The organism is Mycobacterium sp. NGS50 (assembly GCF_059812545.1).
Window position 1 is genome coordinate 99,484 of record NZ_JCALCW010000013.1, and the last position, 24,004, is coordinate 123,487.

The window sequence follows — 24,004 nt, forward strand, 5'->3', positions numbered from 1 at the left end:
AAAAGTGCTCTGAATTAACCAGTTTAGGGCACTTTTACGTCTGCTCGCGAGGAAGGTGCCGCGTTGAACAACCGCACCAGGAACGCCACCTGGTGCTCGGCGACCCGGTCGAACCAGGGGTGGCCCGGCCACACGTCGAAGTGGTCGCACGGGTAGTGGTGCACCTGCGCCCGGCCGCGCACCGCGGTCTTCGTCACCGAGCTCGCCGGCACATATCGGTCGAAGTCGGCGATCTGCACCAACAGCGGGCAACGCAGCTGCTTGGCCGCCGAGTTCGCCCGGATCCGGCCGACTTCCAGACCGACGGCGGAGTCGACCTGGTTGCGCCACGTCGGACCCGCCAGGGCGTGGTAGCTCTCGTAGGCACCGTCTAAGGCGAGCGCACCCGGTTCACCGGGACGTCCCACCAGCGGCATCAACGTGGCGGCGCGGCCCAGTGCCACCGCGATGCGGCTTTTGACGCCGATCAGCGTCCAGCGCAGGGCGCCCAGCAGATCGGTCTGCACCACTGCGGCACGGCTCACCGCCAGTCCGCTGGTCAGCGGGGTGAGTGCGATGACCGCCGCCACCTCGTCGCGGCCGAGCGCGGCGTGCAGCACATGGCCGCCGGACAGCGACACGCCCCACAACACCACCCGCCCCGGATCGACACCCGGCAGCGTCTTGGCCGCCGTCACCGCCGCCGCATAGTCGGCTATCTGGCGGCTGATCGAAATGCTCTGTCGGGGCTGCCCTTCCGACGCGCCGAAGCAGCGGAAGTCGAAGGCCAACACGTCCAGCCCGGCGGCGGCGAACCGTTCGGCGAACGACGCCAGGCCCGAGTCCTTCGTGCCGCCGAAGCCGTGCGCCATCACCACCACCGGTCTGCCGGCGGACCCGCCGAGTCGGTCGTCGTACGCCGGGAAATGCCAGGCGTCGCACCGCACACCCGCGGAGTCGAAGGTGACGTCGGTGCGGATCATGGCGCCTCCCCGGTGATGCCGTAGATGGAGCCCAGCCAGATCGCCGCGGCACCGTCCAGGAGTTGCCGGCGGGACAGCGTGCCGCCCAGCGTGAGTCGTTCCAGCATGCGGTCGTTGAACTCCATCAGCACCGACGCCAAAACTGTGGCGTCCAGCCCGTCGGGGGCCGCACCGGCTGCGCGTTCGGCGCGGATCATGCCGGCCACCGGTTCGACGAAGGATTGCCGCGCACTGTCCCACACGTCACGCACCGCGGCGCTGCTGCCGCGGGCCTCCAGCCGCGCCCGGAACAGGTGCCGGTGGCGCTCCCAGGTGTCGAAAAGCCCTTCCAGCATGGTGTAGACCCGGGTCCGCGGCGATTCGGCGGCCATGGTGAACACGTCGGTGACGAAGAACGTGTCGTCATACATCCGCTCCATCAACGCCGCGACGGCAGCCGCCTTGTTCTCGAAGTAGAAGTAGAACGCCGACCGGGACACCCCGGCCTGCTGGGCCACCGCGGTGAGATTGACCTCGTCGAGACCGCCCTGCTGCAGGCTGCGTTCGAGGGCGTCCAGAATCGCGTCCCGGCGCGCGTCCCCGCGCTGCGGCGGGCGACGGTCGGTGACCGATCTCATGCCCGCACCGTCGCTCGTCGGGATCGGGCCCGCCGCATGCCTGCCGGTAACTCGCGGGTGCGAATGTCGTGCTCGTAGTAGAAGAAATCCACCTGCTGGGTGTGTCGTGGCCGGTCGGTGCAGTGCCCGGTGTAGCGCTGCTGATCGGCAGCGATCACCTGGTCCATCTCGTTCACCGACGGCAGCGCGTACTGCCCGACCGCGTACGCGGCCAGCAGCCGTGACTGGCACTCGACGAACGGGAACAGCGTCGGAACCGCCTGCGCGAGGCCGATGAACACCAGATCGTCGAGTCCGGGCTTGAACATGCGTTTGTAGAGCCGGATCTGGTTGTCCGGGGCGCTGATCAGATCCTCGCGGAAGAACGGGAAGGTGATGTTGTAGCCGGTGGCGTAGACGATCACGTCGAAGTCGTCACGGGTCCCGTCGTCGAAATGCACCGTGGCACCGTCAAGCCGGGCGACGTTCGGTTTGGGAATCACGTCCCCGGAGCCGAGCCGCAAGGGCAGCTCGACGGACTGAGTCGGGTGGGCTTCGAACAGCTTGTGGTTGGCCGGCGGCAGACCGTACAGCGTCGGATCGATGCCCAGCAGCGGCGCGGCCTTCTGCAGCGCCTTGCGCTGCCAGGACAGCGGCAGATACGGCGTGGTGCGCCAGAACCTGTCGCCGGGCCGGCCGGCGAGGTACTTCGGGACGATCCATGCGCTGGACCGGGTGGACAGCGTGACCCGGTTCTGCAGCGCCTTGGACGACAGTTCAACGGTGATATCGGCTGCGCTGTTGCCGATCCCGACGACCAGGATGCGTTTGCCGGACAGCTCCAGCGGGGTGCGTGGATCGATGTAGTGGTGCGAGTGGATCGTGTCCCCGGTGAACGTGCCGGGAAACTCCGGCAGCCGGGGATCCCAGTGGTGGCCGTTGCCGACCACCAGCAGGTCGAAGCCGCGGATCTGGCCGGCCTGGTCCTCGATCTCCCAGCCGCCGGCGTCGAGCCGACGGGCCCGCACCACGCCGTTGGTGAACTCGATGTTCTCCAGCAGACCGAACGTGTCGGCGTAGGCATCCAGGTAGGACTTGATGTCGGAGTGATGCGGAAAGTCCGGGAAATGCTCCGGGATCGGAAAGTCCTGGAACGACAACCGGTGCTTGGAGGTGTCGATGTGCAGCGACCGGTAGGCGCTGCTGTGCCCGTTGGGGTTGCCGAACGCCCAGTTGCCGCCGATCCGGTCGGACAGCTCGAAGGTGGTGTAGGGCACGCCGTAGTCCTTGAGCATCTTGCCGGCGGTCAGCCCGCTGATTCCGGCGCCGATCACCGCGGTGCGCGGCAGCTCGCCTTGGGTCGCCCAGTTGCTCACCCGTGCGACACTATCCAGCACTTCTGACAGTTGTCAATGAATTCTGACAGTTGTCAGACCGTCAGAACTCTAGGACACCAGATCAAGCGTCCCCAGCTCTCGCACGGCCTGACAGCCGCGCCGCAGCATGGTCACGATCATGTCGTCGCCGCGGTCGGTGCCGACCGCGAACGCAAATCCGAGCGCGGAGATGAGCAGCGCCTGGATCGCCCCGAATCGGTAGTCGTCCCAGCAGGTTTCGCGGTCGTATCCGGTGATGCCGTAGGTCACCAGCGCGTCGTGGTACTCCCCCACCAGGTCGCGTTCGATCTCGGCCCGCAGCGTGGGCTCCAAGCTGGTGGCGGTGAAATAGGCGAGGTCGCGGGTCGGCAGCCCCACCCCTAACGTCTGCCAGTCCACCACCGAGATGCTGGTGCCGTCCGGGGTGAACAGCATGTTGTCGAGGCGGTAGTCGCCGTGGATCAAGCTGAAGCGCTCGGTGCGGCTCAGCACCCACGGAGTCACCAGGCTCATCGCGGCCCGCAGCGTGTCGCAGTCGGCCGGTCCCAGTTTGGCGCCCAGTTTCTCCGCGGTGACATCGGCGCTCAGTTGCGCGATATCGCCCATCCCCTTGGCGCCGGCCGCGTCCAACTGCGTCATCGCCAAACCGGGGAAGGTGGGCCACTGTGGTCCGCACCAGGTGGGGCCGTGCAATCCGGCTAGCGCGGCGGCCGCCAACCGGGCCTGCGTCTCCCCGCAGCCGGCGATCTGGTCGCCCTGCACGGCGGGGGCCTGGTCGGCCAGCAGCAGCGCGTAATCGGCGGCGTCTTCGCTGATCTCGCAGTGAAAGCACTGCGGGACCGGGATTTTCACCTGGTCGGCGACCGAACCGTAGAACGCGCATTCGCTGCGGTAGCCCAGCGCGACCCGGTCGCGCACCGTGTCGTCGCCCGCGGGAAGCTTGATCACGAACGTCTCCGGCAGGCCACCCGGATTGTGCGCGTAGTGCGCGGCGACCCGGTAGGTGGCGCCGGTCTGGCCGGTGCCCACTGCCGTCACCTCGACCCGGTCCACCGTGACGAGGTCGTCGCCGCTGCTGAGCACCCGCGCCAGCCAGCCGCTGGTCACGTCGGCAGGGTAACGCGGGATCGGCTGGGTCATCGCGGTGGTCCCTCCGGTTGGTGTTGAGCGGCGCGCTGTTGGGCGACGAACCGAATGGCCAGGCGTTGCAGGAGTCCGGGGGCCAGCCGCGCGAACAGCCAGGAACCGTAGGCGGCGCGGGGCGTCACCAGTAGCGCCCGGTTGCGCCGTACCGCGCGTAGGGTGTCGCGGGCCAGCCGGTCCGGATCGTGAAAATTCTTGCCGCCCTGCCCGGTCCGGTAGTAGTCCCGGGTGCTGAGGTTGCCGATCACGCCCTTGTCCAGGATCGGGGTCTCCACGGCGGTCGGGCACACGGCGAGCACACCGACACCGTGTGCCGCGGCTTCGGTGCGCAGCGCCAGTGACAGCCCGACCACCGCGTGTTTGGTCATCACGTAGCTGGTGATCAGGCCCGCTGCCGCCAGGCCCGCCATCGACGCGGTGTTCACGATGTGGCCGTGGCCTTGGCGGATCATCACCGGGTAGGCGGCCGCCACCCCGTGCACCACGCCGCGGATGTTGACGTCGATGATCGCGTTCCACTGCTTTAGGGTCAGCAGTTCGGTGTCTCCGGCCCAGGTGATCCCGGCGTTGTTGAACATCAGATCCAGGCGCCCGGCCCGGTTGACCACCTCATCGACGACGGCCTGCACCGCGGCTGCGTCGGTCACGTCCAGTTGAGCGGCCCGCGCGCCCAGGGCGGTGGCGGTCCGCTCGGCGGCGTCCCCGTCGATGTCGGTGCACACCACCTCGGCGCCCGCGCCGGCCAGCGCCCCGCACAGCGCTGCCCCGATCCCGGAGCCGGCGCCGGTGACGACCGCCTGCCGGCCGGTGAAGTGCCCCACCGGGTTATCCCCGCACCGTGTACCGGATCGGCAGGTGTTTGAGACCGCCGACGAACGTGGTGGCGATGTGCTGTGGCGCACCGGCCAATTCGATGGAGTCCAGCCGGGGCAGCAGTTCGGTGAAGAAGCTGCTGACCTCCATGCGGGCCAGCGCCGCCCCCAGGCAGAAGTGCACACCGTACCCGAACGCGACGTGCTTGTTGGGGTCGCGGGCGATGTCGAATCGGAACGGGTCGGCGAAGATCGCCTCGTCGCGGTTGGCCGACGGATAGGACAGCAGCAGCGATTCGCCCGCGGCGATCTCGACGCCGCGGATGCTGGTGTCGGAGGCGGCGGTACGCATGAAGGCCTTGACCGGGGTGACCCAGCGGATCATCTCCTCGACCGCCAGCGGCATCAGATCGGGTGCGGATCGCAGCTTCTCGCGTTGATCGGGATGCTCGAGCAACGCGAGCAGACCGCCGGCGATGGTGGCGCTGGTCGTGTCGTGGCCGGCCGCGGCGATCAGCACGTAGTAGGAGACGGTGTCGATGTCCGACAGCGGTTCCCCGTCGATGCGCGCGTTGGCGATCACCGAGGCCATGTCGTGGGTGGGGTTCGCGCGCCGGGACGCGGCCACCTCGGTGAAGTACTGGAACATCTCCAGCAGCGCGGTGATCTCCTCGCCCGCGGGGACATCGCGCCGCAGTTCGTCGTCGTCGTTGCCGAAGAGCTCCTGGGTGAGCTTGAGCATCATCGGAAAGTCCGATTCCGGCAGGCCGAGCAGCGACAGGATCACGTACAGCGGGTAGTTGACCGCAACCTCCTGGACGAAGTCGCATTCCGGCGCCCGCACCAACATCGCGTCGACGTAGGTTCGGGCCAGTTCGTCGACGCGGGTCTTCAGCGCCCGCATCGCCTTGGGACGAAACCAATCGGCCCCGATCGCCCGCACCACCCGGTGCTGCGGGTCGTCCATGTGGATCAGGGTGCGTACCCCGGTGGCGGCCTGACGCTCGTCGTTCTCGGCGGTGATCAGCACCGGGCGCGGCCAGTTGGTGAACAGCTCGTTGTCCCGCTCGATCGCCATGATGTCGTCGTGCCTGGTGATCGCCCAGAACGGCTGATAACCGGCCACGTCGACCCAGGAGACCGGCGCGTGGGTGCGTAGATGACTCAGTGCCGCATGCAGTTTCGGCTCGTCGGTGTAGGCGGACGGGGTGGCGAACACCCGCGCCGCTTCGTCGATGATCCGGGTGCTCACCTGGGTCCTCCTGACGTGGTCGGGCTGGTGCGCAAGCCGTCGAGGACGGCGGTCGCCGTGGATTCCGACGCGCGCGCCAGGAATCCCGGCAGGATGCGGTCGAGCGCACCGTCGGCTCGGGCGCGCAGCTTGGCCGGCAGCTCGCCTACCGGGGCCACCACCGCGAACTCCTCGAGCATGTCGTCGTCGATCAGCGTGCCCATCGCGTCCCAGTCGCCCTGCAGCGACAGCCGGCGCAATTCGGGCTGCAGCTCACCCCACCCGTGCAGCTCCAGCACCGCACGGTAGGACGGTGTCGACGCATAGAAGGCGAGCTGCTTGCGGGTCGCGGTGGCCGCGGTCCGCAGTTCCTCCTCGGTTTCGCCGGTCACCACGAATACCGGGGCGGACAGCTCGAACGCGGCGCGGTCACGTCCGGCGCGATCCAGGCCGCGCTGCACCGCCGGAATCGTCACCTCCTCCAGGTACCGCTTGGTGGTGAAGGCATGGGCGTGCATGCCGTCGGCGACCTCACCGCACAGCTCCGTCATGGCTTCACCGACCGCGGCGATGAAGATCCGCGGGAACCCGTACGGGTGGCGTTCGGGCATGAACATCGGCGTCATGATCGTGTGCGTGTAGAACTCGCCCTCGAAGCGCAGCGGGGCGCCGTCCTGCCACGACGACCAGATCGCCCGCAGCGCATGTACGAATTCACGCATGCGCGCCACCGGGTGGCTCCACGGCATGCTGAACCGCTTCTCGATATGCGGACGGATCTGGGTGCCCAGCCCGAGAATGAAGCGGCCCCGCGAGTAGGACTGCAGATCCCAGCCGACGTTCGCGACGGTCATCGGATTACGTGCGAATGCCACCGCGACGCTGGTGCCCAACTCCAGCCGGGTGGTGTGCTCGGCGGCCAGCAACAGGGGCAGGAACGGGTCGTTGTTGATCTCACCGACCCAGCAGCCGTCGTAGCCGAGGTGTTCCAGGTCGCGGGCGCCGGCTGGGACGCGTGCCAGGCGAGCGGGCAGACCTCCGTCGACCTTGAGGCTGCACATGCCGGAGACGCTACAGTAAGGTCTTCAGTTGAAGCAACGGTCAAGTGCGCGGGGCAGCGCCTGCCCCTCAGCGGGTCACGGGAATCGCTGGTAGCACCGGTCTTTGTCGTCATCGAGCAGCCCGGACCGGAATGCCAGGATTCGGGTGAATCCGGCGGGCACGGTGTTGCCGTCGACGTCGCTGGCGACCAGCCCGTTGGCCAGGATCCCGGCGACCGCTTCGTCGAGGTCGCCGGCGGACAGGATCAATCCCTTGCCCTCGTTCAGACCGTTCGGGTCTGCCATACCCCGCTGACCGACGCCGGTCAGGCACGCGGTTCGCAGCCCCGCCATCGCCGACGTCAACCCGACACCACGCTCGTGCTGCATCGCCAGTGCATAGCGCGACATGACGACGGAGAATGCGGAGTTGTCGCCCTGCAGGATCACCTTGTTGTTCTCGTCAGCGGCTTCGCCCATCTGTTGCAGCGCAGGCAGGTCGACGTAGATGGTGTTGTTGGCCGGACAGTACGACGCTGGCGGACTGGCCTGAGCGTCGGCGCATTTCGCGTCGTCGAAGGAAAGCGTGGGCGCCTCGGAGGGGCTGTAGATTCCGTTCATCACCTCCATCAGGGCCGTCAGGTTGTCCTCGGTGATCTCGACGTCCCCGCTCTCGGTGCCACCACCCTGGGTGGGCTGCAGCGACATCGGCAGATCGCCGCGGCGCCCTTCGATCTCCTTCATGTCGATCGCCGCGCACGCCGAGGTGCCGCTGTCAAAGCCCATCTGAAAGGCGCTGATCCGGTCCAGCGCGGTTCCGTGTCCTTCTTCGATCATCTCCTCGTCGTCGGGACCCAACACCGGGTCGCGCAGGTTGATGACCCCGGCCAGGATGTGGTTGAGCCCGTCGGTCGTGCTGAGCGTGAAACGAGATGAGTTGCCCGCGGCCACGTTCTGCAGGTAGACACCGGCAAAGCAGTCGGCTTGCTGCTCGGCGACGATGGTCGGGGTGTGCTTGTCGATCAGTCCCGCCATGTACTGCACGGCGTGCCCGTACTCGTGGGCCAGCGTCCCGGTGATCGACATTTCGCCGTAGTACTTCTTGCCGGCCGGCAACAGCACGCCGCGATCCCAGGCCATCAGGTTCGACTTGTGGCAGTAGAAGGCGTTGACCAGCTGGTAGGTTTCCGAGCTGCACAGCCGCGGGCTCGACGGATCGGTCGAGTCGTAGGACACCGTCTTGGCGACCGGCTCGAAGCTGCCCTGCAGTCCCTGGTAGTTGGTGCGCCAGAAGTCCTCGATGTCGTTGAGCGACAGCAGCGCCAACTTGTCGATCTCACCGTTGTCGGTGTTCTCCACCGTGCCGGTCGGTGCCGGGGCATTGTCTCGCGGACCGCTGGGCCCGTCGGTCACCGGCAGACCCCCCACCCGCGCCGGGTTGTAGAGCATCGATATCGCCTTGCCGGATACCACCGACCCGCAGCCGGCCAGCATCAGCGCGGCACACGCCGCCAGCACGGCCGATCGAGCCCAGCCCGCCCATATCCGGCGCCGGGTGCTGCGACTACTCATTGAGCCAACCTCGTCTCGGTTCTCGTCGGGCGGCACGGTCACCGCAGCCAGCGGATTCAAGAATACTGTCCTATTCGGGCGGGTTCGGGAGCCAATTTCACGTTGAGCGATCTGCCCGCGCCAACAGCCAGGCCTGTCCCGCGCCCTCACCGGTGGCGATCACCTCGAGGTCGGGGAATGCCGCCGGCAGCTCCCCGGCGGTCACCCGGAAGGGCCCGGGACTGCCGCCGACCTCGCTGAGCGCGGTGATCGCCAGCAGCCCGCCGGGCGCCAGTCGCTCGGTGATCGCCCGGTCCAGCCGGCGGTCCCGGAATCGGTGGCACATCAGCAGGTCCACCGGTGGTCCGGCGGGCAGCCCGTCATCGAGGTCCGCGGCGTCGAACCGGCAGCGGTCCTCGACTCCGCATCGTCGGGCCAGTCCGCGAGCCTGCTCGACGGCGACCGGCGAGATGTCGATCCCGCGCACCTGCAGGCCTCGCCGGGCCAGCCAGACGGCGACCGCTCCCTGCCCGCAGGCCAGATCCAGGGCGTGCCCGCTGCTGGGGAATTCGTGGCCGAAGGCGGCGAACACCGTCGGCGTTGCGACGTCGTCGGGACGGACCGGCCCCAGTCGGGTATAGCGCTCATCCCAGCGGACCCGGTCGACCTCACCCATCGGAGCCCACCGGCTCAGCCTCGGACGCGGTCGGGGCGGGCGTAGACGTTCATCGAGTCGCCACGCAGGAACGCCACCAGGGTCAAACCGGACTCGGTGGCCAAATCCACCGCCAGCGACGAGGGTGCGGACACCGCGGCCAGCATCGGCACGCCGGCCATCACCGCCTTCTGGGTCAACTCGAACGAGGCGCGGCCGCTGACCAGCAGAACCGTGCCGGTCAGCGGGATCCGGTGATGTTCGAGCGCCCACCCGATCACCTTGTCGACCGCGTTGTGGCGGCCGATGTCCTCACGGACCACCAGCATGGCGCCGTCGGCGTCGAACAGCGCCGCGCCGTGCAGGCCGCCGGTGCTGGCGAAGACTTTCTGCGCGTCGCGGAGTTGGTCGGGCATCGCCGACAACGTCTCGGCCGACCACACCGTCGGGTCATCGCCCGGGCAGTACCGGCTGCTCAGCCGCACCGCCTCCAGCGATGCCTTGCCGCACACCCCGCACGACGAGGTGGTGTAGAAGTTTCGGGTCACGTCGAGCTCCGGCGAGGCGACGCCGGGGGCCAACGTCAGGTCCAGCACGTTGTAGGTGTTGAGCTGTCCGTCCGTCGCGCCGCGGCAGTACTGGGCAGTGACCAGGTCGTCGCGACCGGCGATGACTCCCTCGGTGAGCAGAAAGCCCTGGGCGAGTTCGATATCGGAGCCGGGTGTGCGCATGGTGACGGTGATCGCGGCGCCGTTGACCCGGATCTCCAGCGGTTCCTCGACGGCCAGCGTCTCGGGCCGGTCCACCGTGTTCGCGGCGGTCACGTGCTGGGCGCGCCGCCGTGCCGTCACGCGTCCCATCAGCGGGGCTCCAGCCGGACGATGATCGCCTTGGACACCGGGGTATTCGACCTGGCTGCAACATGATCCAGTGCGACCAGGGCGTTGGTCTCCGGATAGTAGGCGGCTGCGTTGCCGACCGGCGTCTGGTAGGCGACCACCATGAAGTCGGCGGCGCGGCGCTCCTGCAGCTGGCCGTCACCGGTGGTGAACTCCGACACCAGGTCGACGCGGTCACCGGCGGTCAGTCCGAACCGCGCGATGTCGGCGGGGTTGACGAACACCACCCGGCGCCCGCCGGCGACCCCGCGGTAGCGGTCGTCGAGGCCGTAGATGGTGGTGTTGTACTGGTCGTGGCTGCGTAGGGTCTGCAGCACCAGCCGGCCTTCCGGGACGCGGACCCACTGCAGCGGGTTGACCGCGAAGTTCGCTTTGCCGGTGTCGGTGGGGAATTCGCGTGCGTCGCGCGGCGGGTGGGGCAGCTGAAAGCCGTCGGGTGCCCGGACCTTGGTGTTGTAGTCCGCGCAGCCGGGCACCACCGCCGCGATCGCGTCTCGGATGGTGTCGTAGTCGGCGGCGAACTGCACCCAGGGCACCGGATGATCCGGCCCGAACAGCGCGCCGGCCAGTCCGCACACGATCGCGACCTCGCTGCGCACCTGGTCGCCCGGCGGGTGCAGCCGCCCCCGGGACAGGTGCACCATCGACATCGAATCCTCCACGGAGACCTGCTGTTTGATGCCGTTCTGGATGTCCCGGTCGGTGCGTCCCAGCGACGGCAGGATCAGGGCGGTTCCGCCGTGCACCAGGTGGCTGCGGTTGAGTTTGGTCGACACCTGCACGGTCAGCGCGCAGGTGCGCAGCGCGGCCTCGGTGACCGCGGTGTCCGGTGTGGCCGAGGCGAAATTGCCTCCCATCCCGATGAACACCCGCACCCGTCCGTCGCGCATCGCGCGGATCGCGTCGACGGTGTCCAGGCCGTGTTCGCGCGGACTGAGGATCCCGAACCGGGTGTCCAGCGCGGCCAGGAACGCCTCGGGCATCTTCTCCCAGATGCCCATGGTGCGGTCGCCCTGGACGTTGGAATGCCCGCGAACCGGGCACAGCCCGGCTCCGGGTTTGCCGATCATTCCGCGCATCAGCAGCACGTTGGCGATCTCGGCGATCATCGGTACCGCGTGCCGGTGCTGCGTCAGACCCATCGCCCAGCACGCCACCACCCGGTCGGATTCGGCCAGCATCGCCGCGACCCGCTCGAGCTGGGCGCGCCCAATCCCGGTGGCCTCCAGTACCGTATCGAGATCAACTGCCCGGGTGTGGGTTTCGTATTCGGTGAAGTTGGCGCAGTGTGCGGCGACGAAGTCGCGGTCGACGATACTGCCCGGCGCGCGGTCGTCGGCCTCCAGCAGCAACCGACCCAACCCGGCGAACAGCGCCATGTCGCCGCCGAGACGGATCTGGACGAACTCGTCGGCGATCGCGACACCGTGGCCCACCACCCCGTGGACTTTCTGCGGATCCTTGAACCGGATCAGCCCGGCCTCGGGCAGCGGGTTGACGGCGATGATCCGCGCGCCGTTGGCCTTGGCCTTTTCCAGCACCGAGAGCATCCGCGGATGGTTGGTGCCCGGGTTCTGGCCGGCGATGATGATCAGATCGGCCTGGGTGAGGTCTTCGACGGTCACCGAGCCCTTGCCGACGCCGATAGCGTCCACCAGGGCGCTGCCCGAGGATTCGTGGCACATGTTGGAGCAGTCCGGCAGGTTGTTGGTGCCGAAGCTGCGGACCAGCAGCTGGTAACAGAACGCGGCCTCGTTGCTGGTGCGGCCGGAGGTGTAGAACACCGCCTCGTTCGGGCTGCTCAGCGCGTCCAGATGTTCGACGATAAGACGGTTGGCCTCATCCCAGTCGATCGGCCGGTAGTGATCGTCACCCGCCCGCAGCACCATCGGGTGGGTGAGCCGGCCCTGCTGGGAAAGCCAGTATTCGGGGCGGGCGGCCAGGTCGGTGACGCTGTGGCGGGCGAAGAAGTCCGGGGTGACGACCCGGGTGGTGGCCTCCTCGGCGACGGCTTTGGCGCCGTTCTCGCAGAACTCGGCGATCTTGCGACCGCCGTGCTCCTCCGGCCAGGCGCACCCCGGGCAGTCGAAGCCGTTGCGCTGGTTGATCCGCCCCAGCGCGGCCGCGGTGCGCCACGCCCCCATCGACTCCAGCCCGCGCCGCAGCGACACCAGCACGGCCTTGACCCCGGCGGCCTCTTTTTGCGCGCCCGCCGCGACCACCGCGCGCTCGTCGTAGGAGGCATCGATGTCGCGACCGCTCACGGCTGCCTCCTCACGCCCATCGCCACGGCACCTTTCGCGTGGCCCCCACTGCATTGTTCCGCAAACTGCTGGTCAACGCTGTCAGCGGGGTGAGGTCGGGGTGCTAGCGTCCGAAGCCGGCGTCGCGCAGCGCCTGCGCCATGGACCCACCGGCCGGGGCGCTGTCCCGCCGATCAGAGTTGCGGCCACGGCTCGGGTTTCGCCGTTCTGGTTGTTTGCCGGTGTCGCGACGCACCGGCCGTTTGGCCTGGCCGCCCTGGGGTGTGTCGCCCAGCCGCAGGCTCAGCCCGATCCGCTGGCGCTCGACGTCGACGTCGACGACCTTGACCCGCACCACCTGCCCCGAGCGCACCACCTCGTGCGGGTTGGAGACGAAACGCTCGGCCATCGCCGAGACGTGCACCAGGCCGTCCTGGTGGACCCCGACATCGACAAACGCGCCGAACGCGGCGACATTCGTCACCACTCCCTCCAGAACCATGCCCACCGCCAGGTCCGCGACCTTTTCCACACCGCTGGCGAACGTGGCCGTCGCGAACGCGGGCCGCGGATCGCGTCCCGGCTTTTCCAGTTCGGCGAGGATGTCGGTCACGGTGGGGACACCGAATCGCTCGTCGGCGAACTCGGCAGGTCGCAGCGACCGCAGCCGCCGCTCATCGCCGATGAGTTCGGCCAGGGTGATCCCGGCGCGGTCCAGGATTCGCCGAACCACCGGGTATGCCTCCGGGTGCACGCCGGAGGCATCAAGCGCGTCGTCGCCGTCGCGGATACGCAGGAAGCCCGCACATTGCTCGAATGCTTTGGGACCCAGCCGGGGCACGTCCAGCAGCGCGCTGCGGTTGCGGAACGGCCCGGTCTTGTCGCGATGCGCGACGATCGCCTCGGCCAGCGATTCCGACACGCCCGACACCCGCGCCAGCAGCGGGACCGACGCGGTGTTCAGGTCGACACCCACCGCGTTCACCGCGTCTTCGACCACTGCGACCAGGCTGCGGGCCAGCGTCGCGGGTGTCACGTCGTGCTGGTATTGCCCGACGCCGATCGAGCGGGGTTCGATCTTGACCAGTTCGGCCAGCGGATCCTGCAGCCGTCGGGCGATCGACACCGCGCCCCGCAGCGTCACGTCGAGGTCGGGCAGCTCGTGGGCGGCATAGGCCGACGCCGAGTACACCGACGCGCCGGCCTCGCTGACCATCGCCTTCGCCGGGGCGGGCGCGCCAGCGGCCCGGATGTCGGCGATGAGTTCGGCGGCCAGGGCGTCGGTTTCGCGGGATGCGGTGCCGTTGCCGACCGCGATCAGCTCCACCCCGTGGCGCGCCACCAGCGCCGCCAACGTCGCCTTGGCGGTGTCCCACTGCTTCTGCGGCTGATGCGGGTAGATCGCGCAGGTGTCGACGACCTTGCCAGTGTTATCGACGACGGCCACCTTCACCCCGGTGCGAAATCCCGGGTCCAGGCCCAGCGTGGTGCGGTTACCGGCGGGCGCCGCCAGCAACAGGTCCTTGAGGTTGCGGGCGAACACCGCCACCGCCTCCTCCTCGGCGCGCAGCCGCAGCCGCACCCGGGCATCGACCGTCGCCGAGAAGACCAGTTTGGTGCCCCACGCCCACCGCACCGTCTCGGCCAGCCACGGTGTCGCCGCACCGGGCGCCGCCATGTCGATGCCCAGTGATTGGGCGACCGTGGCCTGGTAGGCCTCGTCGCCGCCGCCGTCGAAGCTCAGCGACAGGGCTTCCTCCTTCTCCCCGCGCATGACGGCGAGCACCCGGTGCGACGGCATCGTCTCCAAGGATTCGGCGAAGTCGAAATAGTCGCGGAACTTCTGCGCGTCGGGGCTTTTCGCAGCGTCCTGCGAGCGGGGCACGGTCCGCAGCGACCCGTGCGACCAGAACCGCTCCCGGACGGCGCCGACGAGCTCGGCGTCCTCGGCCGCCCGCTCGATGAGGATGTACCGGGCCCCCTCCAGCGCGGCGGCTGCGTCGGCGACGTCGTCGCCGAGGAACTGCCCGGCCAGCTGCTGCGGATCGCGGGTCGGGTCGGCCAGCAGCCGGTCGGCCAGCGGCTCCAGTCCGGCCTCGCGGGCGATCTGCGCCTTGGTGCGGCGCTTGGGTTTGTAGGGCAGGTAGATGTCCTCGACGCGCGCCTTGGTGTCGGCGGACAGGAGCGCAGCCCGCAGCTCGGCGGTGAGCTTGCCCTGCTCCTCGATCGAGGCCAGAACCGCGGCGCGGCGGTCGTCGAGTTCGCGCAGGTACCGCAGCCGCTCCTCCAGGGTCCGCAGCTGGCCGTCGTCGAGGCTGCCGGTGACCTCCTTGCGGTAGCGGGCGATGAACGGAACCGTCGCTCCCCCGTCGATCAGGTCGACGGCGGCCGCCACCTGACCCTCCCGCACAGCCAGTTCCTCAGCAAGACGGGCATTTACCGATTTGACCGATACGCTCGACATCACGCGCAGGACCCTACCGAACGCGTCGGACATGAAAGAGATCGGCGATGACCCATGTGCGCCTCGGCGGATACCCGGCCAAGAAGTGCGCCCGCCTCACCCACAACAACTTCGCGCCCGGAGCGCCCGAGTTGGGTCCGGTGTCAGCGGAGGTGCAGGCGTTGTGGGATGCCGGTCGCGACTTCGAGGCGACGGTGGTCGATGAGCTGTCGTCGCTGCACGGCGCGGCGACGCTGGTGGTGCTCGACGATTCGGCAGGGTGGACGCAGAACCAGGTTCGCACCCTGGAGGCCATGCGGGCCGGGATCGCCGTCATCGCGGGCGGACGCCTACCCGACAGCAACGGCCGGATCGGGGCACCCGATGTGCTGATCCGCCACGGCGACGGCTATCTGCCCGTCGACATCAAGAACCACCAGTGCCTCAAGGCGGGCAAGAAATCCGCGGTGGAGGTCTCGTCGCTGTCCGCGCCCGATGAGCGACGGGTGTGCGATGGCCACAGCAATCGGGCCAACAGCTGGCGCGACGATGTCATGCAGCTGGCGCATTACACACGAATGTTGCAGGAGTTGGGCTTTCATCCCGACGCCGGACCCAACATCGGCGGCGTCATCGGCAGCTCAGATCTGACCGCCGTGCTCGACGAGGTCCTGGGCATCACCTGGTATGACCTGGACGCGCAGGTCATCGACACCTACTCGGCCAGCAGCCCCACCCAGCGCAAAAAGCGGTCGGCGCTGCAACGCTACGACCACGAGTTCGGTTTCCGCGTGGCCGTGGCCGAGGCCGCGCAGGCCGGTGGCGAGATCGTCCGGCCGTACCGCATCTCCGACTGCGATACCTGTGCGTGGTTCGACTATTGCGCTGAGGTGGCCGGTACCGACGACGCGTCGTTCGCCACCGAAACCGGCCACCTGAAGATTCGGGAATGGCAATACCTGTACGCGAATTGCGGGAACAACGGCACGCTGAGCATCTCCCAGCTCGCCGACGTCGACTGCGACGCACACATCGAGGCCTTCCGCAGGCAGTCGGTCGGCACCCAGCGGCCAGAAGATCGGCTGGTGAGGGCGGTCAGACGTGCCCGGATGACCGCGGCCGGGGTGCATCTCGAACCGCGGGAGCAGGCCGCACCGCAGGTGCCGGCCGCCGATGTCGAGGTCGACTTCGATATCGAGTGGGACACCGCCGGCCGGATCTATCAGTGGGGCCTGCGGATTCGCAACGGCCAGGACGACAGCACGGCGCGCTATGAGCCCGTCGTGTCGTTCGCACCGCTGGACGAGAACGGTGAGAATGCCCTGGCCGAAGAGTTCGCCACCCGGATCCTGGAGCTTCGCACCCGAGCTGAGCGAGACGGCAAGTCGCTGAAAGTCTTTCACTGGTCGAATCCGGAGATCAGCTACACCCGCAGATTCGACTCGGTGGTTCGGGCGCTGGATGGCCTCACCGTGGATTTGCGGCAGTGGTTCGAAGCAAACTACTTCGCCCGCACGTCGTCGTCGATCAAATCCATTGCCACGGTCCTCGGATTTCATTGGGGCGTGGAGGACCCGGGCGGCTTCGCTTCCCAGGCCAGGATCGACCTTGCCCGCGGCAGCGGCCCCGAGGCGGACGAAGCCCGCACCTGGTGTTTGACATACAACGAATCCGACGTCGCGGCCCAGGCCGCGATTCGTGACGGCCTGCGCGGTCAGCCTTGCGTCTGAACCCCGGGACAGATGTTCGCCATGGCTGCGCCGACCAATTGACCTGCGTCCTGCGGGGAGGCCCCCAGATGCACGGTGACATCGCTGACGACCGAACCGGTGGGGCGCGACGGCAACTCGAGGCAAGCCGCGCGCCCGGCGGCCAGGTGTTGCGCATCGTTTCCGGCCACCCGACCCCGGGTGGCGTCCAGGAACGCCGACTCCCCCGCGTTCGGGTAGGTGGACAGGTTCTTGGTGCAGGTGAAGACGTTGGGGCCGCGCCCGCAATAGTCCGGGTTGGTGGGGTTGAGCGGGTCGGCGCCGGCCGGTGCCGCCGCCAGCAGTGCGCCCAGCGACATCGTTGCCACCAATACAGTTCGCTTCACGTGCGGACCCTTCCGTCCTGAGCTGCCTTCCGATGCGCAGACATGATGTCGGTGGCCGTAGCTAGATTTCCGCTATGCGCACTGATCGGCCACGTCAAATATGCACCCTCGCGATGTCCGCCGCAGCGGTTAGCCTCATGTTCACCGCCCCTGCAGCCCAGGCAGACGACGGATGGATCGCGGTCGCCAGCTCGCCCAGCCACGAACAGGTCGACTTCGCCTGGGGCACCGATCAGACGGCCGCCGAGGCTCGGGCGCTGGCGCAATGCGCCGAGCTTGAACGAGCCGACGACTGCCGCCTGCTGGCCTCCGGTCCGGACTGCGTGGCGATCGCATGGGACGGTGACCAGCCGATCAACCACGCGCACGGGGTGTCCGGCGGTGGCGCCGACGTCCTTCTGCCGGCCGCCATTGCTGCTGCTGGTCGGTACGCCAACGATCCCCAAGTCCGCTGCACCTGGGACATGCGTCCCGGCGAAGTGGTATGACGCGGCGTCGGTAGATCGGTGCGGATACCCTGTGGTTCCCAGTGGTCACATGCCCACGGCAGGAAGCAGGCCCCATGGATATCCCGTTCGCCGACGCGGTGCTCGGCGCGCTCGGCCGCCGGCCGGCCGCGCCGGACAGCGCGGACGTGGGCGAATTGGGCGACGACACCCTCGAAGTCCTCGACGACCTCGCTGAGGCGGAGCTACCCGTCCAGGACACGGCGCTGCTCCTGCAGAAGATGGAGAACCGACTGGTCCGCAACCACCTGAGCCACCCGGATGTGCTGGCCGGTGAGGAGCTGCGCAAATTGCGTTACCTCCTCAACTTCGCGCGGCTGGCCGACTTCGAACCGGGCGCAGCGGGGCCGGGCGCCAGCCGTGGACGCGGGGATGTGTCCGTCGGTGCCGAGGTCGCGTCGTGGCGCACCCAGGTCGCCGACACCCTGCGCGGCCCGCTGCGCGAGGAGCGCGACCCCGTCACCGCGCTGCGGGCCGCCCGCGACTTGCTGCAGGCGCAGCTCAGCACCGGCCAGGACGAGCAGCGGCGCCAGCTGATCGAGCGGCATGCCGACGACTTCTCTGCTGCAGAGCTCGACGCCGAGGTCGGCTACAAGAAGCTGGTCACGGTGATGGGCGGTGGCGGCGGCGCGGGTTTCGTCTACATCGGCGGGATGCAGCGCCTGCTGGAGGCCGGGCAGGTGCCCGATTACATGATGGGCGCATCGTTCGGATCGATCCTGGGGGCGGTGGTCGGCCGCGCCCTGCCGGTGCCGATCGACGAGTACATCGCCTGGGCCAAAACGGTGTCCTACCGGGCCATCCTGGGACCCGAACAGCTGCAACGCCGACACGGGCTGACCGGCATGTTCTCGCTGCGTTTCGACGAGTTCGCCGAGGCCATGTTCCGGCGTGCCGACGGCGAGCAGATGCGGATGTCGGATCTGGCGATCCCGTTCGATGCCGTGGTCGCCGGGGTGCGCCGGCAGTCGTTCGCGGCGCTGCCGATGCGCTACCGCTATCAGCGGCTGGCGGCGCTGCAGCTGCGTTCCATCCCGTATCTGCCGATCGGTATCGGCCCGCAGGTCGCCGCACGGATGTGGCAGGTGGCGGCGTTCATCGACTCGCGGGTGACCAAGCCGATCGTGGTCGGCGGCGACGAGCTGACCCGCGACTTCAATGTCGTTGACGCGGCGTCGTTCTCGTCGGCGATCCCGGGGGTGCTGCACCACGAGACCCGAGACCCGCGGATGGAGCCGATCCTTGACGCGCTGCTCGAGGACAACGACGTCGGCGCGCTCGTCGACGGCGGCACCGCCAGCAACGTCCCGGTCGAGCTGGCCTGGAAGCAGGTCCGCGACGGCCGCCTCGGCTCCCGCAATGCCTGCTACCTGGCGTTCGACTGCTTCCACCCGCAGTGGGATCCGCGGCATCTGTGGCTGGTCCCGATCACCCAGGCCATCCAGCTGCAGATGGTGCGCAACCTTCCCTACGCCGATCATCTGGTGCGGTTCGCGCCGACGCTGTCGCCGGTGAATCTGGCGCCGTCGGTCTCGGCGATCGACCGTGCCTGCTCGTGGGGGAACCGCAGCGTCGACAAGGCGATCCCGGTCACCTCGGCGTTGCTGCAACCGACCTGGTGGGAGGGTGATCGCCCGGCGGTGCCGGGTGCCGCCCCGCTGGCCAAGTCGGTGGCGGCGTCGATGAGCGCGGTGATGAGTGCGATCCAGTTGCCGTCGAGCCGGCTGGCGCGGTGGCGCAACCGGTACCTGACCTGAGTGATACTGGGTCGGTGGCTGATCGCAACGTATTGGGCGGGCCGCTGGAGCCGTGCGGCACCGACCCGCTCACCGGCTTCTATCGCGACGGCTGCTGCTCGACGGGGCCGGAGGACCGGGGCCGGCACACCATCTGTGCGGTGGTGACCGCCGAGTTCCTGGCCCACCAGCGCTCGATCGGCAATGACCTGGTCATGCCGATGCCGCAGTACATGTTTCCCGGCCTGGTACCGGGTGACCGCTGGTGTGTGACCGCGCTGAACTGGCTGCGTGCCTACCACGACGGGCAGGCCGCACCGGTGGTGCTGGCCGGCACCCACGAGAGCACCCTGGAAGTCGTGCCGCTGGAGGCGCTGCAGGAACACGCCGTGGACGTGCCCGACGACCTGGGCGAGCTGTAGTCCGCCTCCGATACCCGAACCTGCACGGTGCGACACGTCTAAAGTGCTTCTGGTGAGCAAGAGCGCGGCACCCAGCAGCTGGCGCCGCTTGTTGGCGTTGGTGGCGGTGCTGATCGCATCCGCCGCGATGATCTACGCCCAGACCAGCGAGCACCACGGCAATGTCTCGGCTGCTCCGGCGGCGAGCGCGGCCGCGGCTCCTCCGCCGGCTGTCCCCGGTGCACCCGGTGTGCCCGGCGCTCCGGGTGCACCTGTTGGCGCGCCTCCTGCGGGCGGGCCGCACATCGCCACGCCCGCGGAGGTCGAAGCGTTGGCGGCCGGGGCGCCGACCAGCGCCCAGCAGTTCCCGTTCGAACTGACCCCCGGCGTCGCACCCGAACAGGGGCTCCAGATCAAGACGATCTGGGCGGCCCGGACCATCAGCGTGTTGTTCCCGCAGATCACCACGATCGGTGGCTACCGCCAGGATGCGTTGAAGTGGCACCCCAACGGGTTGGCGATCGATGTGATGATCCCCGACTACCACAGCCCCGAAGGCATCGAGCTCGGCAACCAGATCGCCGGCTTCGCGTTGGCGAACGCGAAACGCTGGGGTGTGTCGCATGTGATCTGGCGGCAGAAGATCTATCCGGGAGTCGGCGCGGGCAGCTGGACCGCGGACCTCGGTTCGGAGACGGCCAACCACTACGACCACGTGCACATCGCCACCGACGGTGGCGGCTACCCGACCGGGAACGAAACGTATTCCATCGGGACGATCAACATCGCCGCGCCGCATTGACGGGTGCTGGAAGCACCGCATGGACGTCCCGCTCCCCGCGCACCGGGACGATGCCGTCAGCCGCCGCCGGTTGCTTCAGCTGGCCGGTGGTGCCGGTCTAGCGGCCGCGCTCAGCGCCTGCGGGTCTCCCGCCGACGAACACCCGGCCACCAGAATCACCGTTCCCCCGCCGCCGAGCCCCGCACCAACTCCCGTTGCCACCGCAGCCCCGGCGGCTCCGCCAACCGCACCGGTCGGCACCGCGGCGACGCTGTTGTGTCGGGATTCCTGGGGCGCGAAGCCGGCGCGTCCCGGCGGCCGACGCCACACCATCAACCGGCTGACGATCCACCACAGCGGCATCGTCCTGGGCGACAACCGCAATGTGGTCGGCCGCTTTCGACAACACCAGCACTACCACCAGGATCAGCACGGCTGGATCGACATCGCCTATCACATCGGCGTCGATCGCCGGGGCAACCTGTTCGAGCTGCGCTCACCCTCGATTGCCGGCGACACCGCAACCTCCTACGACACCACCGGACACTTCCTCGTTCTGTGCGAAGGAGACTTCGAGGAGGAGGCCGTGACCGAAGACCAGCTCGACGGTGCCGCGATCGCGTTCGCCTGGGCTGCGCAGATGTATCACGTCGAATCCGCCACGCTGGCGGGACACCGGGATGCCGATCCGGCCACCGAATGCCCGGGAGCGAACCTGTACGCGCACGTGACCTCGGGTGACCTCAGACGTCGCATCGATGACGTGCTGGCCACCGGCCCGGTGGATCTGCAACGCATCTGCGGCGCCGAGGCCGACGCCATGGTGGCCGATATCGAAGCCGGCCGGCGCTGACCGTTAGCCGCTGAGCTGTGCCCGCACCTGATCGTGTGTCTTGGCGTCAAAGGCCACCACCCGCACATCGTCGACTCGAGTGGCGGCCGCAGCGATGGTGTCGATGGCCGCCGCGATCGCATCGGTCAACGGCCAGCCGTAGACGCCGCTGCTGATCAGCGGGAACGCGATGCTGCGCACGCCGAGTTCGTCGGCAACCTCCATCGCGCGGCGATAGCACGACTCCAGCAGGGCACGGTCGCGTTGTCCCGCATTGTAATTCGGGCCGACCGTGTGGATGACCCAGCGAGCCGGCAGGTCGCCCGCCGTGGTCCATCCGGCCTCACCGGTGGCCAACCCGCGCGGGAATCGCTCGATACAGTCGCGCAGGATCGCCGGGCCGCCGCCGCGGTGGATGGCACCGTCGACCCCGCCACCGCCCCGCATGGCGTTGTTGGCGGCGTTGACGACCGCATCAACCTGCTGCTGGGTGATGTCGCCGAGGACTGCGGTGATCGCTGGCATACCCCAGTATGCCGGGTGTGACGCCACACCGCGGTGGGTAATCCGGTGGGACATTGGTCAACGCCGTCAGTGGAGGCACCGAGATGCGTCTGCGCAGGAGTGCGGTCGGCGGTCCGGGGTTTCGCCGCGTCGGACATGGTCGCGGCTTCTCCTATGTGGATGCGCAGCGGACGCCGATCGACGACCCCGAAATCCTGCAGCGGATCAAGAATCTGGTCATTCCACCGGCCTGGAAGAACGTCTGGATCTGCCCGTACCCGAACGGCCACATCCAGGCGGTCGGGACCGATGCCGCCGGGCGCCGCCAGTATCTGTATCACCCACAGTGGCATGATGATCGAGCCGAGGAGAAATACGACCGGGTATTGACGCTGTCCAACCGCCTGCCGGACTGGCGCAGCCGCATCCTGTGCGATCTGCGCGGCAACGGCCTGGCGCGCGACCGGGTGCTGGCGGTCGCGCAACAACTCATCGACCGCGGCTACTTCCGCGCCGGCGGCGAGGAGTACGCCCAGGAGAACGGCAGCTTCGGATTGTCCACCCTGCTGCGCGATCACGTCCGGGTGCACCGCGAATGTGTCGACTTCGACTACCCCGCCAAAAGCGGGGTACGCCGGACTGTTTCGGTGGAAGACCCGCTGGTTGTTCGCGCGGTGCGATCGCTGCTGCGCGCGCACACCGACATTCCGCGGCTGTTGGTGTACCAGACGTCGGACGGCTGGTGCGAGGTCCGCGCCGACGACCTCAACGAGCGGTTCCGCGAACTCGTCGGCGACGAGTTCAGCGTTAAGGACCTGCGGACCTGGCATGGCACCGTGCTCGCCGCCGAGACCTTCGCGAGCGCCCGGGACGCGGCCTCCAAGACCGCCCGCCGACGTGCAGTCGCAGCCGCCATGCGCTCGGTTGCAGAGGAACTCGGCAACACCCCAGCGGTGGCCCGTGGATCTTATGTGGATCCGCGGGTGGTGGCCGCCTACCAGGAAGGCCTCACCATTCGCGCGGCGCTGCGACGGGCCGAACGCGAGCGGGTGCCGTCGGTGCGACAGCATGTGCTCGAGCGGGCCACCGCCCGGCTGATCAAACGGGTCGACAAGATGCGGGGCTGACCCGCGGGCCGCCCGGGCGTTGCCGGGCCCCGTCAGCCGAACGCGTTCAGCGGCCGCGGCAGATTCAGCACCAGCTGCGCGTCTTTCGTCACATCGAGGCTCAGGATTCTGGACGCGCCGAGTCCGTCGAGCAGGTCGCTCAGCGGCCCACCGTGCCGGCTGAGGGTGACGTCGCGCGGCAACATGCGCTGGGCGAACGACAATGCGTTGGATTGCACTGTGGTCTGGTGCCATTGCCCATCGACCAGATGAACCATGGTGTTGGTCCCCATCCTCGACTGCGATGGGACATCGGTGAATTCCGGTCGAGGTGCCCGCAGGGTCACGTCCGGTTCACCGGCGGGGCCGGCGATTTCGGCCTGGACGGCGTCGTTGATGCCGACGCTGATGTCGGTGCGCCACTTGGGCAGCTGGTAGCCGTGGACCCCGCGGACCCGGGCGATCTCGGTGGTGACCGGCAACGCCAACACGTGGGCGTAGAAGTTCCTGCGCCGCACGGCGTTGAGCAGTTCGAGCTCGGGCAGCAGGCCCGACGCCAGGCCCCGCGCACCGGGTTTTCGCACGACGACCGCGACGGACACCTCGTCGTAGGGATCGTTGTCGCAGACCGTGTACGAGAAGAAGGTCAGGGCCACCACCCCGTGACCGGGTAGCGCGCGCAGTAGTTGCAGCGGCGCCGGAAGCATCGCCGCAAGACGGCCGAACGGGGCGAGCATGCTCGCCTGGACGATGCTCGCGCGGTAGTAGAAGTTCGGCGCCCAGATCGGCCCGACCCGCGAGTCGACCTGCACCTTCGGGATCCTGCGAAACCAGTCGATGTTTCCCGCGGCGGGGTCTTGTGCCACGTCGTCGAGGTTCGGGTTCGAGCGGTATCGGTCGTAGTAGCCGCCTTTGGGCACCTCGACCGTCTCGCCACCGAACTCCACCGTGGTGAGCTGTGTCGTCATCGTCGTCCGTCCTCGTCCCCATCGGATGGGCAGCCCGCAGTGGGTCCGCCCAAGACCGAGGCTATGGGCGGTGCACACGGTTCGACAGGTGACGAATGGCCAACAAGTTGTGATTAACGGCCAG

At 68.5% G+C, this 24,004-nt stretch carries 22 protein-coding genes; 7 read left to right on the forward strand and 15 right to left on the reverse strand.

The genetic code is table 11. The features are described 5' to 3' along the window. Positions 1-23: 23 nt before the first annotated feature. The 12 genes from AC5Y36_RS11665 to AC5Y36_RS11720 all read right to left on the reverse strand — a co-directional run bounded on the left by AC5Y36_RS11665 (position 24) and on the right by AC5Y36_RS11720 (position 14,972). A complete protein-coding gene (locus AC5Y36_RS11665) occupies positions 24-962 on the reverse strand; it encodes an alpha/beta hydrolase (RefSeq protein WP_500041060.1) in 939 nt (312 codons plus the stop codon). Next, a complete protein-coding gene (locus AC5Y36_RS11670; RefSeq protein WP_500041061.1) occupies positions 959-1,579 on the reverse strand; it encodes a TetR/AcrR family transcriptional regulator in 621 nt (206 codons plus the stop codon). Before AC5Y36_RS11670 ends, AC5Y36_RS11665 begins: the two co-directional genes overlap by 4 nt. After that, positions 1,576-2,934 (reverse strand): flavin-containing monooxygenase, encoded by a 1,359-nt coding sequence (locus AC5Y36_RS11675; RefSeq protein WP_500041062.1) that lies wholly within the window; start codon positions 2,932-2,934, stop codon positions 1,576-1,578. The genes AC5Y36_RS11670 and AC5Y36_RS11675 overlap by 4 nt, the downstream gene beginning before the upstream one ends. Positions 2,935-3,003: 69 nt before the next feature. Continuing rightward, positions 3,004-4,074, reverse strand: coding sequence for a phosphotransferase family protein (locus tag AC5Y36_RS11680; RefSeq protein WP_500041064.1), 1,071 nt, complete (start codon positions 4,072-4,074; stop codon positions 3,004-3,006). After that, the gene (locus AC5Y36_RS11685; RefSeq protein WP_500041066.1) at positions 4,071-4,898 is read right to left on the reverse strand and encodes an SDR family NAD(P)-dependent oxidoreductase; all 828 of its coding nucleotides are present in this window, start codon (positions 4,896-4,898) and stop codon (positions 4,071-4,073) included. Before AC5Y36_RS11685 ends, AC5Y36_RS11680 begins: the two co-directional genes overlap by 4 nt. Before the next feature lie 4 nt (positions 4,899-4,902). Beyond that, a complete protein-coding gene (locus AC5Y36_RS11690; protein WP_500041067.1) occupies positions 4,903-6,141 on the reverse strand; it encodes a cytochrome P450 in 1,239 nt (412 codons plus the stop codon). Beyond that, positions 6,138-7,181 (reverse strand): LLM class F420-dependent oxidoreductase, encoded by a 1,044-nt coding sequence (locus AC5Y36_RS11695; protein WP_500041068.1) that lies wholly within the window; start codon positions 7,179-7,181, stop codon positions 6,138-6,140. The genes AC5Y36_RS11690 and AC5Y36_RS11695 overlap by 4 nt, the downstream gene beginning before the upstream one ends. 75 nt (positions 7,182-7,256) lie before the next feature. Continuing rightward, positions 7,257-8,732, reverse strand: coding sequence for a neutral zinc metallopeptidase (locus AC5Y36_RS11700; RefSeq protein WP_500041069.1), 1,476 nt, complete (start codon positions 8,730-8,732; stop codon positions 7,257-7,259). Positions 8,733-8,829: 97 nt separating this feature from the next. Next, entirely contained in the window at positions 8,830-9,387 is a 558-nt protein-coding gene (locus AC5Y36_RS11705) for an SAM-dependent methyltransferase (RefSeq protein ID WP_500041070.1), read from the reverse strand. A gap of 14 nt (positions 9,388-9,401) precedes the next feature. Continuing rightward, on the reverse strand, positions 9,402-10,226 hold the full coding sequence (gene fdhD, locus AC5Y36_RS11710) for a formate dehydrogenase accessory sulfurtransferase FdhD (protein WP_500041071.1): 825 nt from the start codon (positions 10,224-10,226) through the stop codon (positions 9,402-9,404). Continuing rightward, a complete protein-coding gene (locus tag AC5Y36_RS11715; RefSeq protein WP_500041072.1) occupies positions 10,226-12,529 on the reverse strand; it encodes an FdhF/YdeP family oxidoreductase in 2,304 nt (767 codons plus the stop codon). The genes fdhD and AC5Y36_RS11715 overlap by 1 nt, the downstream gene beginning before the upstream one ends. A 103-nt stretch (positions 12,530-12,632) precedes the next feature. After that, positions 12,633-14,972 (reverse strand): Tex family protein, encoded by a 2,340-nt coding sequence (locus tag AC5Y36_RS11720; RefSeq protein ID WP_500041096.1) that lies wholly within the window; start codon positions 14,970-14,972, stop codon positions 12,633-12,635. Positions 14,973-15,019: 47 nt separating this feature from the next. On the opposite strand from AC5Y36_RS11720, the gene AC5Y36_RS11725 reads away from it, so the two are divergent. Then, positions 15,020-16,681, forward strand: a complete 1,662-nt coding sequence (locus tag AC5Y36_RS11725) for a ribonuclease H-like domain-containing protein (protein ID WP_500041073.1) — start codon at positions 15,020-15,022, stop codon at positions 16,679-16,681. Here the strand turns inward: AC5Y36_RS11725 and AC5Y36_RS11730 are convergent. Beyond that, positions 16,666-17,046, reverse strand: a complete 381-nt coding sequence (locus tag AC5Y36_RS11730; protein WP_500041074.1) for a DUF732 domain-containing protein — start codon at positions 17,044-17,046, stop codon at positions 16,666-16,668. The two genes, AC5Y36_RS11725 and AC5Y36_RS11730, sit on opposite strands and share 16 nt — an antisense overlap. A 137-nt stretch (positions 17,047-17,183) precedes the next feature. Between AC5Y36_RS11730 and AC5Y36_RS11735 the strand changes: the two genes are divergently transcribed. The 5 genes from AC5Y36_RS11735 (at position 17,184) to AC5Y36_RS11755 (ending at position 21,323) form a co-directional block, all read left to right on the forward strand. Then, positions 17,184-17,534, forward strand: a complete 351-nt coding sequence (locus AC5Y36_RS11735; RefSeq protein ID WP_500041075.1) for a DUF4189 domain-containing protein — start codon at positions 17,184-17,186, stop codon at positions 17,532-17,534. A 74-nt stretch (positions 17,535-17,608) separates the two neighbouring features. Continuing rightward, entirely contained in the window at positions 17,609-19,309 is a 1,701-nt protein-coding gene (locus AC5Y36_RS11740) for a patatin-like phospholipase family protein (RefSeq protein ID WP_500041076.1), read from the forward strand. 14 nt (positions 19,310-19,323) lie between these two features. After that, positions 19,324-19,710, forward strand: a complete 387-nt coding sequence (locus AC5Y36_RS11745; protein ID WP_500041077.1) for a DUF2237 family protein — start codon at positions 19,324-19,326, stop codon at positions 19,708-19,710. 43 nt (positions 19,711-19,753) lie between these two features. Next, positions 19,754-20,491 carry a VldE C-terminal domain-containing protein gene (locus tag AC5Y36_RS11750; RefSeq protein WP_500041078.1) on the forward strand — a complete coding sequence of 246 codons (738 nt, stop codon included), beginning with the start codon at positions 19,754-19,756 and terminating at the stop codon, positions 20,489-20,491. Positions 20,492-20,510: 19 nt separating this feature from the next. Next, complete coding sequence (locus tag AC5Y36_RS11755; RefSeq protein WP_500041079.1) at positions 20,511-21,323, forward strand: peptidoglycan recognition protein family protein; 813 nt, start codon at positions 20,511-20,513, stop codon at positions 21,321-21,323. A 3-nt stretch (positions 21,324-21,326) separates the two neighbouring features. Here the strand turns inward: AC5Y36_RS11755 and AC5Y36_RS11760 are convergent, their stop codons facing one another. Beyond that, entirely contained in the window at positions 21,327-21,827 is a 501-nt protein-coding gene (locus AC5Y36_RS11760) for an O-acetyl-ADP-ribose deacetylase (RefSeq protein WP_500041080.1), read from the reverse strand. A gap of 83 nt (positions 21,828-21,910) precedes the next feature. Between AC5Y36_RS11760 and AC5Y36_RS11765 the strand changes: the two genes are divergently transcribed. After that, positions 21,911-22,933: a DNA topoisomerase IB gene (locus AC5Y36_RS11765; protein ID WP_500041081.1), complete on the forward strand. Its 1,023-nt coding sequence runs from the start codon at positions 21,911-21,913 to the stop codon at positions 22,931-22,933. Positions 22,934-22,965: 32 nt separating this feature from the next. Here AC5Y36_RS11765 and AC5Y36_RS11770 read toward each other — a convergent pair whose 3' ends face one another. Further along, positions 22,966-23,880, reverse strand: a complete 915-nt coding sequence (locus tag AC5Y36_RS11770; protein WP_500041082.1) for an acetoacetate decarboxylase — start codon at positions 23,878-23,880, stop codon at positions 22,966-22,968. Between the last annotated feature and the right edge of the window lie 124 nt (positions 23,881-24,004).

Bases quoted from the DNA above. Each gene is read 5' to 3' on its own strand.
- AC5Y36_RS11770 (WP_500041082.1), bottom strand. From the start codon at position 23,880: ATGACGACACAGCTCACCACGGTGGAGTTCGGTGGCGAGACGGTCGAG.
- AC5Y36_RS11700 (WP_500041069.1), bottom strand. From the start codon at position 8,732: ATGAGTAGTCGCAGCACCCGGCGCCGGATATGGGCGGGCTGGGCTCGA.
- AC5Y36_RS11740 (WP_500041076.1), top strand. From the start codon at position 17,609: ATGGATATCCCGTTCGCCGACGCGGTGCTCGGCGCGCTCGGCCGCCGG.
- AC5Y36_RS11725 (WP_500041073.1), top strand. From the start codon at position 15,020: ATGACCCATGTGCGCCTCGGCGGATACCCGGCCAAGAAGTGCGCCCGC.
- AC5Y36_RS11735 (WP_500041075.1), top strand. From the start codon at position 17,184: ATGTTCACCGCCCCTGCAGCCCAGGCAGACGACGGATGGATCGCGGTC.
- AC5Y36_RS11695 (WP_500041068.1), bottom strand. From the start codon at position 7,181: ATGTGCAGCCTCAAGGTCGACGGAGGTCTGCCCGCTCGCCTGGCACGC.
- AC5Y36_RS11670 (WP_500041061.1), bottom strand. From the start codon at position 1,579: ATGAGATCGGTCACCGACCGTCGCCCGCCGCAGCGCGGGGACGCGCGC.
- AC5Y36_RS11705 (WP_500041070.1), bottom strand. From the start codon at position 9,387: ATGGGTGAGGTCGACCGGGTCCGCTGGGATGAGCGCTATACCCGACTG.
- AC5Y36_RS11680 (WP_500041064.1), bottom strand. From the start codon at position 4,074: ATGACCCAGCCGATCCCGCGTTACCCTGCCGACGTGACCAGCGGCTGG.
- AC5Y36_RS11755 (WP_500041079.1), top strand. From the start codon at position 20,511: ATGGACGTCCCGCTCCCCGCGCACCGGGACGATGCCGTCAGCCGCCGC.
- fdhD (WP_500041071.1), bottom strand. From the start codon at position 10,226: ATGGGACGCGTGACGGCACGGCGGCGCGCCCAGCACGTGACCGCCGCG.
- AC5Y36_RS11760 (WP_500041080.1), bottom strand. From the start codon at position 21,827: ATGCCAGCGATCACCGCAGTCCTCGGCGACATCACCCAGCAGCAGGTT.
- AC5Y36_RS11720 (WP_500041096.1), bottom strand. From the start codon at position 14,972: ATGTCGAGCGTATCGGTCAAATCGGTAAATGCCCGTCTTGCTGAGGAA.
- AC5Y36_RS11765 (WP_500041081.1), top strand. From the start codon at position 21,911: ATGCGTCTGCGCAGGAGTGCGGTCGGCGGTCCGGGGTTTCGCCGCGTC.
- AC5Y36_RS11665 (WP_500041060.1), bottom strand. From the start codon at position 962: ATGATCCGCACCGACGTCACCTTCGACTCCGCGGGTGTGCGGTGCGAC.